At 35.6% G+C, this 15834-nt stretch carries 16 protein-coding genes; 14 read left to right on the forward strand and 2 right to left on the reverse strand.

Annotation, left to right across the window (positions count from 1 at the left end):
- Window positions 1-102 precede the first annotated feature (102 nt).
- From tsaD to P5P90_RS03660, 14 genes are all read left to right on the forward strand, one after another.
- On the forward strand, window positions 103-1125 hold the full coding sequence (gene tsaD, locus P5P90_RS03595) for a tRNA (adenosine(37)-N6)-threonylcarbamoyltransferase complex transferase subunit TsaD (protein ID WP_278035846.1): 1023 nt from the start codon (window positions 103-105) through the stop codon (window positions 1123-1125).
- Window positions 1126-1127: 2 nt separating this feature from the next.
- On the forward strand, window positions 1128-1835 hold the full coding sequence (locus tag P5P90_RS03600; RefSeq protein WP_278035847.1) for a 16S rRNA (uracil(1498)-N(3))-methyltransferase: 708 nt from the start codon (window positions 1128-1130) through the stop codon (window positions 1833-1835).
- A 99-nt stretch (window positions 1836-1934) separates the two neighbouring features.
- Window positions 1935-2573: a DUF4159 domain-containing protein gene (locus tag P5P90_RS03605; RefSeq protein ID WP_278035848.1), complete on the forward strand. Its 639-nt coding sequence runs from the start codon at window positions 1935-1937 to the stop codon at window positions 2571-2573.
- A gap of 5 nt (window positions 2574-2578) precedes the next feature.
- A complete protein-coding gene (locus P5P90_RS03610) occupies window positions 2579-3082 on the forward strand; it encodes a TrmH family RNA methyltransferase (protein ID WP_278035849.1) in 504 nt (167 codons plus the stop codon).
- Window positions 3083-3116: 34 nt separating this feature from the next.
- Entirely contained in the window at window positions 3117-4208 is a 1092-nt protein-coding gene (locus tag P5P90_RS03615) for an AI-2E family transporter (protein ID WP_278035850.1), read from the forward strand.
- A gap of 2 nt (window positions 4209-4210) precedes the next feature.
- Window positions 4211-5392, forward strand: a complete 1182-nt coding sequence (locus P5P90_RS03620) for a class I SAM-dependent methyltransferase (RefSeq protein WP_278035851.1) — start codon at window positions 4211-4213, stop codon at window positions 5390-5392.
- A 30-nt stretch (window positions 5393-5422) separates the two neighbouring features.
- A complete protein-coding gene (locus P5P90_RS03625) occupies window positions 5423-5992 on the forward strand; it encodes a hypothetical protein (RefSeq protein ID WP_278035852.1) in 570 nt (189 codons plus the stop codon).
- Between the two features lie 781 nt (window positions 5993-6773).
- On the forward strand, window positions 6774-7817 hold the full coding sequence (locus tag P5P90_RS03630; RefSeq protein ID WP_278035853.1) for a tyrosine-type recombinase/integrase: 1044 nt from the start codon (window positions 6774-6776) through the stop codon (window positions 7815-7817).
- Between the two features lie 397 nt (window positions 7818-8214).
- Window positions 8215-8541: a helix-turn-helix domain-containing protein gene (locus P5P90_RS03635; RefSeq protein WP_278035854.1), complete on the forward strand. Its 327-nt coding sequence runs from the start codon at window positions 8215-8217 to the stop codon at window positions 8539-8541.
- A gap of 2 nt (window positions 8542-8543) precedes the next feature.
- Window positions 8544-9599 (forward strand): DNA (cytosine-5-)-methyltransferase, encoded by a 1056-nt coding sequence (gene dcm / locus P5P90_RS03640; RefSeq protein WP_278035855.1) that lies wholly within the window; start codon window positions 8544-8546, stop codon window positions 9597-9599.
- Between the two features lies 1 nt (window position 9600).
- Window positions 9601-11049, forward strand: coding sequence for a restriction endonuclease (locus P5P90_RS03645; RefSeq protein ID WP_278035856.1), 1449 nt, complete (start codon window positions 9601-9603; stop codon window positions 11047-11049).
- A gap of 8 nt (window positions 11050-11057) precedes the next feature.
- Complete coding sequence (locus P5P90_RS03650; RefSeq protein ID WP_278035857.1) at window positions 11058-11819, forward strand: DNA methyltransferase; 762 nt, start codon at window positions 11058-11060, stop codon at window positions 11817-11819.
- Window positions 11816-12406, forward strand: a complete 591-nt coding sequence (locus P5P90_RS03655; protein WP_278035858.1) for a hypothetical protein — start codon at window positions 11816-11818, stop codon at window positions 12404-12406. Before P5P90_RS03650 ends, P5P90_RS03655 begins: the two co-directional genes overlap by 4 nt.
- A complete protein-coding gene (locus P5P90_RS03660; protein ID WP_278035859.1) occupies window positions 12399-13418 on the forward strand; it encodes a Kiwa anti-phage protein KwaB-like domain-containing protein in 1020 nt (339 codons plus the stop codon). Before P5P90_RS03655 ends, P5P90_RS03660 begins: the two co-directional genes overlap by 8 nt.
- A gap of 371 nt (window positions 13419-13789) precedes the next feature.
- Here the strand turns inward: P5P90_RS03660 and P5P90_RS03665 are convergent, their stop codons facing one another.
- Both P5P90_RS03665 and P5P90_RS03670 read right to left on the reverse strand, forming a co-directional pair.
- Window positions 13790-14950: an IS91 family transposase gene (locus P5P90_RS03665; protein ID WP_278035860.1), complete on the reverse strand. Its 1161-nt coding sequence runs from the start codon at window positions 14948-14950 to the stop codon at window positions 13790-13792.
- On the reverse strand, window positions 14935-15723 hold the full coding sequence (locus tag P5P90_RS03670; protein ID WP_278035861.1) for a tyrosine-type recombinase/integrase: 789 nt from the start codon (window positions 15721-15723) through the stop codon (window positions 14935-14937). Before P5P90_RS03670 ends, P5P90_RS03665 begins: the two co-directional genes overlap by 16 nt.
- Between the last annotated feature and the right edge of the window lie 111 nt (window positions 15724-15834).

Raw genomic sequence — 15834 nt, forward strand, 5'->3', positions numbered from 1 at the left:
GAGCGAAACCTTTAATAAAAATTCTTTAATTTTGGCTGCGCCGTAAAATTATAAAAAATAAAATCGGTTTCTAAAAAGATAACCCAAAATTTGTGCCTTTTTATGCTAAATCCCGAGGTTTATATTCTAGCTATCGAAAGTTCCTGTGACGATACTGCCGCAGCTGTTTTATGTAACGATAAAGTATTATCGAATGTTGTAGCTAATCAGCTAATTCATAACCAATATGGAGGTGTAGTTCCTGAACTTGCTTCACGTGCACACCAACAAAATATTGTTCCCGTTATAGATGCCGCTTTGAAAAAAGCTAATATTAAAAAAGAACAACTATCAGCTATCGCATTTACCCAAGGCCCAGGACTAATGGGCTCCTTGCTAGTAGGAAGTTCCTTTGCCAAATCGATGGCACTTGCCTTAGATATTCCTTTAATTGCGGTAAACCACATGCAAGCACATATTTTGGCGCATTTTATTGACGAAGAAGGATACGACAAACCCGAATTCCCTTTTATCGCATTGACAATCAGCGGTGGTCATACCCAAATTGTTAGAGTTGATAATTTCTTTGATATGACAATCATTGGCGAAACTACAGATGACGCTGTTGGTGAAGCATTTGATAAAACGGCTAAAATTCTTGGTTTACCCTACCCTGGTGGCCCACTAGTAGACAAAAATGCCCAATTAGGTAATCCAAAAGCTTTTTCGTTTACCAAACCAAAAGTTCCCGGATTAGACTTTAGTTTTTCAGGATTAAAAACAGCTATTTTGTATTTTATCCAAAAAAACAAAGCCGAGAATCCTAATTTTATCGATGAGAATATCAATGATATTTGTGCTTCTATCCAGCACACCATCATTGAAATATTAATGGATAAATTAAAATTAGCTGTAAAAGAAACTGGTATCAAACAAATTGCTATTGGTGGAGGTGTTTCGGCTAATTCTGGAATTAGAAAAAACCTCAAAGAAGCGGAACAAAAATACGGTTGGAAAACCTTTGTCCCAAAATTTGAATACACAACCGACAATGCAGCAATGATAGGAATTGTAGGTTATCAAAAATACTTATCCCAACATTTTGAAAGTGCTTCGGTAGTTTCAAAAGCGCGAATCCAATTTTAACCATGCAATTATTTTACAATCCAACGATTGACGAACAAACGACTTCTTTTTCATTTGATAAAGAAGAAAGCAAACACATCATTAAAGTTTTACGAAAAAAAGATGGCGATATTTTATTTGTAACCAATGGATTGGGCTATTTATTTGAATGCGAAATCATTTTAGCTTCCGATACTAAATGCACCGTTCAAATTAATGTGTTTGAGAAAAAAGAAGCATCAAAATTCCATTTGCATTTAGCTGTTGCACCTACAAAAATGAACGACCGTTTTGAATGGTTTTTAGAAAAAGTAACCGAAATTGGTATTCAGGAAATCACACCAATTATCTGTGATCGCTCCGAAAGAAAAGTCATCAATAAAGAGCGTTTTGACAAAATTGTTTTGTCTGCCTTGAAACAATGTAACGAATTGTTTTTACCGAAGTTGAATGATGCCCTAACTTTCAAGGAATTCATCCGCAAACAACACAAAGGTTTACAACTCATCGCTCACTGTGAAGAAACCAACAAAAAAACACTCAAATCGGTTTTAAAAGCCAATGAAGACGTTACTTTACTAATAGGTCCAGAAGGCGATTTTTCGACCAAAGAAATCAATTTGGCTCTTGAAAACAATTACATTCCGGTATCTTTAGGCAACACCCGATTGAGAACTGAAACCGCAGCAGTGGTCGCTTGTCATAGTGTGGTGTTTTTTAATGAGGAGTAAGTTAGAAGTCAGAAGTTAGAAGTTAGTGAAGAACCTTAAACCATAAACTTTAAATCTTGAACTTTAAACCTTAAACAACAAACCAAAAGAAAAAGCAAAATGAAAAAATTGTATCTTGTTTTACTATGTATTTCTTTCACTTCTTTTTCCCAAGAAATTGCTTTGGTAAAATACAGTGGTGGTGGTGATTGGTATGCTAACCCAACGGCGTTACCTAATTTGATACGTTTTTGCAATAGCAATATCAACACGACTATAAATCCCAAACCTAAAACGGTAGAACCAGGAAATCCTGATATTTTCTCTTATCCTTTCCTCCACATGACAGGACACGGCAATGTCGTTTTTAGTCCTTCGGACGTACAAAATCTTCAAAAATATTTAAAAGGCGGTGGCTTTTTACATATCGATGATAATTATGGTATGGACCAATACATTCGTAAAGAAATCAAAAAAATATTTCCAGATAAAGCCTTGGTAGAAATCCCTAGTACGAATGCGCTTTTTCAAAAACCATTTCTTTTTGCTAATGGCTTACCTAAAATTCACGAACACGAAGGAAAACGTCCGCAGGCTTTTGGCATCTTTATCGACAATCGATTAGTATTACTTTATACTTTCGAATGTGATTTAGGCGATGGTTGGGAAGATACCGAAGTACACAACGACCCAATTTCAGTTCGCGAAAAAGCTTTAAAAATGGGAGCTAATATTATTCATTATATTTTTAACAATTAATAGCTGTGCAATTAACTCACCAAGAAACAACTTTTGAAACTTCTCAATTCCCAATAACCCTAGTTTGCGACCACATTTATTTTCAGCAAAACATTGGTTCGCTTTTTAGAATTGGAGAAGCTTTTGGTGTAGAAAAGATACTATTTACAGGTAAAGATATCCCACTGAATCCCAGAAAGATAAACAAAACAAGTCGAAGTACTCATTTAAGCGTTCCTTACCAAGTTTTTGAAGAAAACGAGAGTTTAATACAACACCTTCAAGAACAAAATTATGAGATTATCTCACTCGAAATTGCTTCTAACAGCAAAGCACTCAAAGAAGTACATTTACCTCAAAACAAAAAAATTGCACTGCTTATTGGGAGCGAAATAAACGGCATTAGCGAGCCCCTTTTAGCCGTTTCAAATCAAATTGTACACATTACTATGTACGGTAAAAACAGCAGTATGAATGTGGTACAAGCAGCAAGTATAGCTTTATATGAAATAACCTCTAAATTAATCTGATATTTTTTATCTTTAGGGACTAAATCGCACCCAAATGATAACATCAAGAACTATTTCTAGAGGAATTTTAAAAGCAGTAGGCAGTTTAGTACTGCTAAGTCTTGTTCTCTTTTTTATCTACAAAATTCAAACCGTTATTTTATACATCGCAATTTCACTTGTACTCTGTTTAATTGCTAATCCCTTTGCGCGTTTCTTAAAGAAAAAATTAAAATTCAGCGACTTAATAGCCTCAATAACAGTGTTATTAGTATTCGTATTAATTTTAATTGGATTTGTTTTATTATTTGTTCCTTTAATCATTTCTCAGGCATACAACCTATCTTTATTAGATACTAACACACTTCAAAATCAAGTAGGAATTATTGAATCTAACATAGAAACCTACTTTAATTTACATCAAATAGATGTCGAAAAAATGGTTAAAGAATCGAACCTTTCCTCTAAAATTGATTTCAACTATTTCACCGATTTTTTAAATACAGTGATCAATACTATTACTAGTTTTGGAGTTGGAATGGCTTCCGTTTTCTTTATCACTTTCTTTTTACTCAAGGACCAACGCCTTTTTAAAGAAAAAGCCAAAATGATACTTCCAGATCAAAACGAGGAAAAAATTCTAAATTCAATTGAGAAAATCAACGAGTTATTAGCCCGTTATCTTACCGGTTTATTGATTCAGTTACTTGTTGTTTTTATTTTGTATTTTATTGTACTGCTGATTTTTGGAAATGAAAATGCGTTAATCATTGCTTTTTTATGTGCTTTGCTCAACATTATACCCTACATAGGTCCTATAATCGCGACTGTTTTAGCAGCAATTTTAACTTTAATTAGCAATATTGGAGGCCATTTTGGTTCCGAAATGCTACCTAACACCATTTACATTGTTATCGGATTTCTAATCGTTCAGGTAATAGACAACAATGTAAGCCAACCGATAATCTTTTCTAAAAGTGTCAATTCTCATCCCCTAGAAATCTTTTTAGTAACACTGATAAGCGGAATTACCTTTGGGATTTTTGGAATGGTTGTCGCAATTCCTATTTACACCAGTTTAAAAGTAATTGCAAAAGAGTTTTTTCCAAACAACAAAATTGTTGCTGTGCTAACCGAAAATATTTAACATTGCAAGATTCTATTTTACAAATCGATATTCAAGATTATATCAACAAGCACATTAATGCTTCGGTTACACAATTGGCTTTGCAAAAAAATCCATTTCCAGCAGTAGATTGGAAACAGATATTAGGTCAAATTGAGGCAAAAGCCAAAGCAAAACACAAATTGCCTACTTGGTTTAACACGACCAATATCCTCTATCCAAGTAAAATTTCGGTGGAGCAAACCTCTTCTGAAGCTACTGCGCAATACAAAAGCCAATTGGTTTCTGGAAAAAGCTTGATTGATTTAACCGGTGGTTTTGGAGTAGACGATTATTATTTTGCCCAAAAAATGGAAGCAGTGGCGCACTGCGAAATCAATCCTGAACTTTCAGAATTGGTACAACACAATTTCAAACAACTTAAGGTATCAAACATTCAATGTTATGCTGGCGACAGTGCCGAAACCTTAAAGAATCTCAATCAAAAATGGGATTGGATTTACATCGATCCTTCACGACGTCATGATGCCAAAGGCAAGGTTTTTATGCTCAAAGACTGTTTGCCTAATGTGCCTGAAAATTTGGATTTCTATTTTGAAAAATCGGATGCTATTTTAATCAAAACAGCACCTTTATTAGATATTTCGGCAGGATTGACCGAATTGAAAAACGTCAAAAACATTCATATCATTGCCTTAGAAAACGAAGTAAAAGAACTTTTATGGGAATTGCATCGCGACTATGGTGGCGTTATTACCCTAAAAACGGCCAACATTACTAAGGGAAATCTAGACCGCTTTGACTTTGTCATGCAGCAAGCTACAGACTCCCCTGCTTACAGCTTGCCCTTGCGCTATTTGTACGAACCCAATAGCGCCATTATGAAATCGGGCGGATTTGACGAAGTTGCCGCAGTCTTCCCCATTCACAAACTACACAAACACTCTCATTTGTATACTTCGGAGGAATTAGTAGATTTTCCTGGGCGTGTTTTTGAAATTCAGACTGCATTTCACTACACCAAAAGCGAAATGAAAAATCACATGAGCGGAAAAACTTTTAATATTACCACCCGTAATTTCCCTGAAACGGTAGAAAACATTCGCAAAAAATGGAAAATTAAAGAGGGCGGCAATCATTATTCTTTTTTTACAACCGATGCTAATACTAATAAAATTGTATTAATTTGCGCCAAAATAAAATAACAACTAAAGATTAAAACAAATAAATACCGAATGAAAAAACTACTATTAACTGCCTTATTTCTTATTTCACTCAGTACCCTAGCCCAAACACCATGTGACTATTCGATTAATGTAACCGATTCACTAGGCACTTACAAGCGTACAAAAGAATACCTAATGTCCGAAAAAAACTTTGCAGGAACATCCAGTTACATCTTTTGCGCCTTGTCTATGACCGATGGTTTACCTACGCTCAGTGTACAATTAATCCAAAAAAGCAAAGGATTCATGAAAGCCAATTGTTTTGACAAAAATTCAAGACTCTATTTGCAATTAGACAACGGAAAAGTGATCACTCTTTTTCACATTGATAACGAGTTTTGCGGAAGCATGTTGCGCGACGAAAAAGGCTTTGACAACCGTGTCATAGTAGGTACCTTTATGTTTTTAAAAGGCACCATGGAAGACATAAAAAGTTCCAAAGTATCCTTGATGCGTATCAAATACCTCACCGACACCGAGGATTACATCATCAAGAAAAATTTAGTTTCAGAGATGGACGGAAAAACCTATCATCCCGAAACCTACTTCATCGAAAACTTACGCTGCATCGAAAATTAATATCCAAATCCGATTTGTCCACACAAGTCGGATTTTTTTATTCTGAACTTGTTTCAGAATCCCTGAACTTGTTTCAGAATCCCTGAACTTGTTTCAGAATCCCTGAACTTGTTTCAGAATCCCTGAACTTGTTTCAGAATCCCTGAACTTGTTTCAGAATCCCTGAACTTGTTTCAGAATCCCTGAACTTGTTTCAGAATCCCTGAACTTGTTTCAGAATCCCTGAACTTGTTTCAGAATCTCTGAACTTGTTTCAGAATCCCTGAACTTGTTTCAGAATCCCTGAACTTGTTTCAGAATCCCTGAACTTGTTTCAAAATCTTTTCTTTTAATTAAGCACAAGCTTTTGTCAGTTCGAGCTAGCCTGCACTGAGCATAGACGAAGTGTCGAGAACTCAGTAAAAACTAATCCAACTTTTGTCAGTTCGAGCTAGCCTGCACTGAGCATAGACGAAGTGTCGAGAACTAACTAAATTAAATTCAGCTTTTTGTCAGTTCGAGCTAGCCTGCACTGAGCATAGACGAAGTGTCGAGAACCACAACAATTACATATTTTTGGGCGTGCCCTCGCTGCACCACGATTGTGCAAAAAAAGAGACTCAGTGCAGCAACGAGGTCAGGCTGTCCGTTCCCGCTTCCCGATGAAAAATCGGGAGAGCTCCACTTCCATCCTTCACGCAAGTCGGTGCTTCTTTTAAAATTTATCATTGAAATTACCATTGTCATTACTATTAAAATTGTCATTGAAATTATTATCTTTAAATTTGAAAATCAACACAATATGAAATGGTCAGCTAAACCTATTGTCCACAAAGGAGAAAAACGAATTGGCGTATATTTTGAAAAAAACACCGAATTAATTGCTCGAATTAAACAAATTGAAGATGCCCGATGGAGTCAGCAAAAAACAGTGTGGCACATTCCCGATACCGAAGAAAATAGAATACGATTTAAAATTACACCTCTCTCTCAAACTATTCCATCAGAAGAAGCTCAAGTACAAATAGAAAAATTCAAACAATGGATGCGTTCCAAACGATATAGCAAAAGTACTATTGTAACCTATTGCGAAGCTTTGAAATCTTTTTTACTGTTTTACAGAGAAAAGGCCATTGCAGCAATTACAAACGAAGATGTGATTATCTATAATAACGATTATATTTTGAAAAATAATCTATCTGCCTCCTACCAGAATCAAATTGTCAATGCAATTAAACTTTATTTTAAAACTATTCAAGATACAAAAATTGAGGTTGATAAAATTCCCCGACCTAAACGCGCCAAAGTTTTACCTAATGTTTTGAGCAAGGAAGAAATCAAATTGATTTTGAATGCCCATAACAACCTCAAACACAAAATGATGCTTTCGATGATTTACAGTTGCGGTTTGCGCAGTGGCGAATTATTGGCTTTACAACCCGTTCATATCGATTCTAAAAGAAATATAGTTTTGCTCAAAAATTCAAAGGGCAAAAAAGACAGAATTGCTCCTTTGAGTCCCAAAATACTCGAAATGTTAAGAGAATATTACACTATTTGTAAACCAACCACTTATTTATTTGAAGGACAAACTAAAGGACAGCCTTATGATTCTAGGAGCCTTCAACTTATTCTAAAGCAAGCCTTGACCAAAGTTAACATTAAGAAACCTGTTACACTACATTGGCTACGTCATAGTTACGCCACACACCTGCTAGAAAGCGGTACCGATTTGCGATACATTCAAGAACTTTTGGGACACAACAGTAGCAAAACAACCGAAATTTACACTCATGTAAGTACGAAAAGTATTCAACAAATAAAAAGTCCTTTTGATGATTTGTAATCTTTTTTCATTACTTTTGAAAAAAAAAAAAAAAAAAAAAAAAAAAGCGAAACAAACCTTCGCCAATCTACCCTATTTTGGGTGTATATACGAAGGTTTGTTTCGCATATATACTAGTTGCCTGCAACCGTAGAGCGACAGTGCTAAATATCAACATTCCGACAAAAAAGAAACATTTTTTCGGCAAAGCCGTTTGGCTATTCTTCGCAAAAATTAAAAGAGGTGCAACCAACCGCACAATGGCAACACTTTCGCACCACATTTAATTTTGCCCCAACGCTCCCAAGCCCACCCACCACCCCAATATTTTTTTGACAGGAATTTCAACTAAAAACTTTGGCAATCGGAACATAATGTTTAAATTTGCCAAAATTGTCAAGGTAAAAATTTCAAGAAGATGAAAGAAACATTTGGAGCATACATTCACAAACTTAGGTCTGAAAACGGCTTGACTTTGACCAAACTTGCGGCTGCATTGGACATTGACCAATCTACACTTTCAAAAATTGAAAATGGGAAAAGAAATGTACCCGAAGAAATATTGCCCAAACTTTCAGCCTTTTTTAATCTTGACTTGAAAAAATTAGAACACGAATATTTAAGTGAGAAAATTGCAGAGCTGATTTATCCACAAGAAGAAACCAAAGAAATATTCAAAGCAGCCGAAGAAAAGGCAAAATATTTCAGAACAATAAAAACGCAACAAGGTACAATAAAGTTTTAACTATGGTAGGAGCATCACTATTTTCAAGTGCAGGCATAGCGGAAACTTACTTTGATGAAGTAGGAATAAACATTATTGCTGCTAATGAATTGGTTCAGGAAAGAGCCGATTTGTATCAGGCTTTATATCCAAATTCAAAAATGATTGCAGGAAGTATTTTAGACGAAAATGTTTTTAAAACACTCGTAAAAAATACTCCCGAAAAATTAGACTTTCTGATTGCTTCACCTCCTTGCCAAGGAATGAGTGTTGCAGGAAAAAACAGAAATATTGAGCAAATGCTCAATGACGAGAGAAATTATCTTGTTTTCAAAATCATTGATTTTATCAAGCTAAAATCACCAGACTTCGTGCTGATTGAAAATGTTCCGACATTTTTCAAATTGGTTTTGCCTTACAAAAATCAACAATTAAAAGTCGTTGAAATTTTAAATCTTCTTTTTGGCAAAGAATACAACATTGAAGCAAATGTTTATGATGCAGCTGAATTTGGTGTAGCTCAAAGACGAACAAGAGCAATTATAAAATTGTATCGAAAAGGTAAAAAATGGGGACAACCAATAAAATCTGAAAAGCAAATAACCGTAGAAGAAAAAATTGGTTTTTTGCCAAGCATTGAAGCAGGACAAAAATCAAATGTGAAATGGCACTTTGCCCGAAAACATTCTGATAACCACATTCAATGGATGAAACATACACCAACAGGACAAACAGCATTTGACAATAAAGAATTTTTCCCTGTAAAACCAAATGGAGAAAAAATCAAAAGTTACAACACATCGTATAGACGAATTAATTGGGATGAACCTGCACCGACAATTACGATGCGTAACGATGCAATCAGTTCGCAACTGAATGTACACCCGGGCAGAAAATTGAAAAACGGAACGTATTCTGATGCAAGAGTTTTGACACCTTTAGAATTGATGTTGTTGTCGTCTTTGCCACAAGATTGGAATATTCCAGACAACACCCCCGAATTGCTTATTAGAAAATGTATTGGCGAATGTATTCCGCCTTTGCTCATTAAAAATATTGTTGCCCAAATAAACCGATAATATGACTTTAAGAATTGATAGTAAAAAGTGGATTTTATACAGACACACAAGGGATTTTGATAAACTTTGTGTTGTTGCTGAATTTTTGAAGTCTTACACCAAAACAGGAATTTCAACAGATGAAAAAACACAATTAAATTTAAAATTACGTGAATTGGGATTGTATAATGAACGAAATCCCGAATTACCGCTTGATGCGATAAATCACAAAATCAATCAGCTTTCGTATTATATGTTTGGCTACCAAGCCAAGGTTGACGGACAAGACAGATTTTTGTTTAGTCCGCTTGGCAACTTGTTTTTGAAACACCTTGAAGATAAAGAGAAAACGGCTAAAATATTTCTTACAATGCTTTGGGCTGTTCAATATCAGCACCCACACAGCGGAACTGATAATGAGTTTCAACTTTATCCGTTTCGTTTGATTTACAAATTACTTTCAGAACCAAAACTTTCAAATAAACTTTACGCTTTTGAAGTAGCATATTCGGTTGTTTTTCTGAAAGAAATAAACAATACGTCTTACGAAGAATTGGTAAATGACTTATTGGAATTACGCAAACTTTCAGATGAGCAACTCGCTCAAAAATTTCAAGAAGACCGACACGCATTAGTGAATTCAGCTTACGAGTGGGATTACTACGTTTCAAGTTTATTTGAAAGCGCAGGTGTTTTAGACAAAAAAGATGGAGTTGTGATTACAAAATTACAACATGGCAACACAAACACTTTCCGAAAAATAACACGAAACGAAGTTTCAATTCCAGAAAATTTGAAATCATTAATTGAACAATTAGAAAACGAATATTCGTTTTTAGAGAAATCTTTATTACTCAACGACCCTGAACGTTTGAAATTAGACGTAATAAAAGAGATATACAGTTTCTATCCAAAAACACTTTTGGTTGAAATAGGCGAAGCCGTTGACGATTTCAAATTTGAATTGCTTAATCTCCCAAAATTGATTGAGCAATATGCAAACAATAATGACGGAGCGGAAGCATATCTTTTTGAAGATGCTTTGGCAGAAGGCTTCAATATGTTCTACAACGTAGAAGCAAACAAAATTAGCGGAGCAGGAAATACAGATTTAGAATGTTTATACATTCCAAGAAAAAAGAAATTTACTGTTGAAGCCAAATCAACTAAAAACAAACTTTCAAGCGTAAACGCAGGAAGATTAGCAGGACACAGAGAAAAAATTGGTGGTGCTTATACAATCGTTGTAACACCAAGATATGTTCCTGCTGTACTTCAAGACATTCGCACAAGTCCAATCGTAATCATTCGTGCAAATACTTTTTCGGAATATTTATACAACTGTATTGACAATGATATACGAGAAATTGATTATGAAGATTTTGACAGTATCATCGTCAACAATCTTGGAAAAGACATCAGTAAAAACATTTCAGATTTAACGATTTCAAGGTTCGCAACCCAAAAATAAAACTTGCTATGATTACAATTACAAGAGAAGACAATATGAATTTAATGGCAAGGTATCCTGACAATTATTTTGACCTTGCCATAGTTGACCCACCTTATGGGATTTTGAACAAAACCAAACGAGGTGGAGACCATAAATTTAATATGGACGAATACAGTCAATGGGATGTAAAGCCTGATGATGAGTATTTTAATGAGCTTTTTCGTGTTTCAAAAAATCAAATCATTTGGGGAGGAAATTACTTTGGGCAACTTTGGGCAAGAAGTCCATACAATAAAGGTTTTATTATTTGGGACAAAAAACAACCTGAAACATTAAATAATTTTTCAATGGCTGAAATGGCTTGGAGTTCACTTGACAAGCCATCAAAAATTTTTGAGTTCAGCGTTAGAAAAAACAGAAACAAAATTCACCCAACACAAAAACCTGTCGAACTTTACGAATGGCTTTTGAAAATGTATGCCAAACAAGGCGACAAAATTTTAGACACACATTTAGGAAGCGGAACAATTGCTGTTGCTTGTTACAATGCGGGTTTGAGTTTAACCGCTTGTGAAATCAGTGAAACATATTATTTGAGTGCATTAGAAAAAATCAAAGAAGTTGTTCCTAAAACTGCAATTCATACCAACGATTTAGAGGCATTTGCATTGACATTTCCCGAACAAAAAACATCAAAAAACGGACTGCATAAATTGTACAAAGAACACGTTGAGCAATTACGACTTTTCAAAGAAGAAAGAGCAAAGTATAATGCAATGGCAAAATGAAAAAAGTAAAGCTAAATAATATTGCGGTTTTGGTGTTGTTCATTACATCATATATTCCTTTGTTTGGATTGTTAATTTTACGACAAATCAAGCAAAATATTGAGTATTTGAATTTTGGGTACTTCAACCAAGAAAGTATTTTATTGGCTTTTAGAAAATTCGGATTAAGTGGTTTTCTTTTTCTTCTTGCCATTTTCGGTTTTATTGGATTGAAATTCTTATTGACAAATTTAGAGAAGAAAAGACCAAATGGAGAACTTGTAAAAATAGTTGAAGTCGAAAATAAAAATAGTGAAACCATAAGTTATATTTCTACTTACATCGTTCCGTTTATTTTTCAAGACACGAACAATTTGTTTGATATTTCTTCGATTTTCATTGTTTTGGTCATCATCTTTTTCATTTATACCAAATCAAATATGATAGTGATAAATCCAATTTTGAGTATTACTCACACACTTTACCAAATTGAATACAATAAAAAAGGTAAAACGAAAAAAGGACTTTTGATAACAAAAGAAGAATATTTGGAAAGTGAACAAGAAGTAAAAATTAACTTAATTACGAAAAATATTTATTATGGATAAATCTATATTGGTTGATATAATTGGTCAGGCAAAAGCGGAAAACTTGAAGATGTACTTTGTAACTCGCATTCTCAAAGAGGGAATGAAAGCCAATTCACGGGTTTTAGAAAAGTTTGATTTTAAAGTTTATCAAATTGAAATTACTGACGAAGTAAGAAAGTATCTTTATGAACTTTCACTAAAACAGTTTCAGAAAATCCAGAACAACGAAGATTTACACTTCTTTGATTATGATGTTATTGCAGATGAAACAGAGCATTTATTTACTTATCAAATGGAAAATAAAGTCGGCTCATTTTCAGATGTTGTTTACAATCAATTAAACCAAAGTCCTCAAAAAATTACAGATTTAAACGACATACTTCAAGATGAAACACTTTGGGCATATTGTATAGAGTTTGAAATTGACAGCAATAAATCTTTCTACACATTTAGAAAAATATCACCTGGAAAAGTAGGTGTTGAAAAGGAAAAAGACGGAGAAAAGAAAAGTTTAGGCAGCCAAATAAGAACCTATTTTGACACCAATACAAATACGTTGTCGCTATTAAAAAGTGATACTGTTTATTTAGATAAGCAAATAGATTGCATCTTTTACGAAGAAACTTTTTACGTTTTGAAAAAGTATTACTTTGAACAACTTGTTGGTTTACAAGAGGAATACAAAAAGAGAGCGGAAGACGTTGCGACTTCAATTTCTAAACACGAATGTTTTGGAGATGTAAAACTTCTATCCGACAAAATAGAAACAAAAGTTGCTATTCACAAAAAGCTAATGAAGTTGGAAAAAATCGGAAATCTAAATTCTCTAACTTCAAAAAATATCAAGAAATTAGAAACATTAGGCAAGAAGAAAAAAGCACCAATAAATTTGAAAGACGGCAAAATTCAGTTTGAAACGGAAGAAGATATAGACAATGTAATCAAACTTTTATGCGACTACTTCAAAACAGGAGATTATTCGGGTAAAGCATACGGAACGTACGCAGGGAAATTACAGACAGCCGAGTAACCCAACGCTTTTGGTAGCACATTTGCATTTTTCCAACCGCACAAAGCCAAACAAAAATGCAAAAGAGCTACCAAGCCAACGCATCACAGAAACCGAAGAACACGACTGAAAAATGAAGCGTGAAAAGAACGGCAGCAGGCAACAGCAAGGGATTCGTTGCGTGCGAAGCACGAACAATGAAGCCCGTGTTGAACAGCTTGTCCCGATAATTATCGGGAGAACCGCTGCCATTCCACAACTATGGAGTTATCGTAAAGTTTTGATAGAGAATTTCAAGAGGATTTAGTGTCCTCTTTTTTTTGAAGTGGTTTCAAAGATGGTTTTGTCGTGTTTTCCTTCACCTTAGGGCATAAGTTCCCTTACCCATAAAATCAACTTTCACGGGGAAATGGGTTTTGGCTACCGCCAAGATACCAAGCAGGCGGACCACGCTGGTCAAAAACCACTATTCGGTGCAAATTGCCTGTTTTGCAACACGGACATTTGGGCAAAAAAGGCTTCTTTTCTGCTTTTTCCAAGACCTTTACTTGGAGTTTCTCCTGCAAAAACTTTAGCTTCCCACGCTTCCAAGTACTGCTCAAAAAACCATAATGCCGAATCTTGACAAAACGCTTGGGCAAAATATGTAACGCAAAGCGTCTGATAAATTCTTGATGCGTGAGTGTCATTTGCTTTTTGACGCCCGCCACTCGGTAATCCTTGTAATCAAAAGTGACATTTTCGCTGTCAATGCTTTTGATTCGGTGGTTGCTGATAGCGATTTTATGAGTGTATCTACCCAGATATTCCACCACCGATTGTGGACTTCCAAAAGGCTTTTTAGCAAAAACTACCCAAGGTTTTTGCCATAATTCCTGACGGATTTGTTCATACTTAATGGGTTCTTTCTTTTTGAGTTTCTCACAAAACTTCGCTCGAAACACTTTCGATAAAGCCTTGACTGGGAAAAGAAATTTACCGTCGGCACGACTGTTTTTCCACTGTCCGTCGGTATCGATTCCTCCGCCTGGCACAATGCAATGCAGGTGCGGATGCAGACTCAACTGCTGTCCCCAGGTGTGCAAAACGGCAATCATACCCAGTTGTATTGCTTTGGCTTTGCCAAATTTTTGAAGCGTTTCCCAAGTGGCTTCAAACAAGGTGTCATACACTATTTTGGGTTGGTGAATCGCCAAAGAATTAATCGCTTCGGGCAGGGTAAAAACCACGTGGAAGTACGGCACAGGCAAAAGTTCTGTACTTCTGGCCTGAATCCATTCTTCTCGATTTTTGCCCTGACACTTTGGGCAGTGTCTGTTTCTGCAAGAGTTGTAACTAATGCTCAAATTACCACAACCATCGCAAGCATCGATATGACCGCCCAATTCGGCCGTTCGGCATTTTCTTATGGCTGATAGCGTGCGTAGTTGCCAAGTATTCAATCCATAATCTTCGATTTTAGAACCAATCTTCCGCAGGACATCGGCTACTTCATTTCGACTACGCTCAATGCAGGCTTTTCGACTTCGCTCAGTGCTTACCTCCGGTTGCATTGGGCAAAAAGAGTATCAAGGGGACTAAACTTTTGTTGGCTAGCAAGTTGGGCAATCTGTAAATACTCCAAAGTGGTTTCTATATTCTGATGTCCCAAAAGGTCTTTGAGGGTTATAATATCCATGCCATCTTCGAGCAAATGCGTGGCATAACTATGCCGAAGGGTGTGCGTGTGAACCTCTTTTTTGACACCAGATGCCTTGGCCACTTGCCTCACTACCCATTGCACGCCTCGTTGGCTGTAACGACTATCAAAATCGCCTCCAGCTCTTTGGATAGGTTGCCCATTAAAAAGGTAATCTTGTGGTTTTTCGGCTTCGATATATTTTTTGAGTCCTCGTATTAAATGAACCGATAAAGGAACATAGCGGTCTTTTTTACCCTTTCCTTGCACTACTTTGAGTTGCTTTCTATCAAAATCTAAATCTTGTAATCGTACAGAACGTGCTTCCATACAACGCAATCCGCAACCATACAACAAGCCAATAAGGATGCGGTGTTTGAGTAATTTAGCACCTTGAAGCATGACCCAAACTTCTTCTTTACTCAAAACAAAGGGTAGTTTTTTCTCGTGTTTTATCGAAGGCAAACGCAAGTACTCATAAGGCAAGCCTTCTGATTTTAGAAGAAAGCGAAGACCATAAACACAATGTTTAAAATAGGTTTGCGAAGGGGTTTTGGACTTTTTCTGCTGGTAAAACAAGTAATCCTGTACTTGTTCAGGATCTAAATCCGTTGGGATTTTACCAAAATACAAGGAAATAGAAGCCACATGCCGAGAATAATTATTGAAAGTACTTTGGCTTCTGCCCAATACCGAAATCGTACGTTCAAAGCGATTGATGAGTTCCTCAAAACCCAGAACTTCTCGTTTAGCTTGGTT

It is taken from the genome of Flavobacterium nitratireducens (assembly GCF_029625335.1).
GTDB lineage: Bacteria > Bacteroidota > Bacteroidia > Flavobacteriales > Flavobacteriaceae > Flavobacterium > Flavobacterium nitratireducens.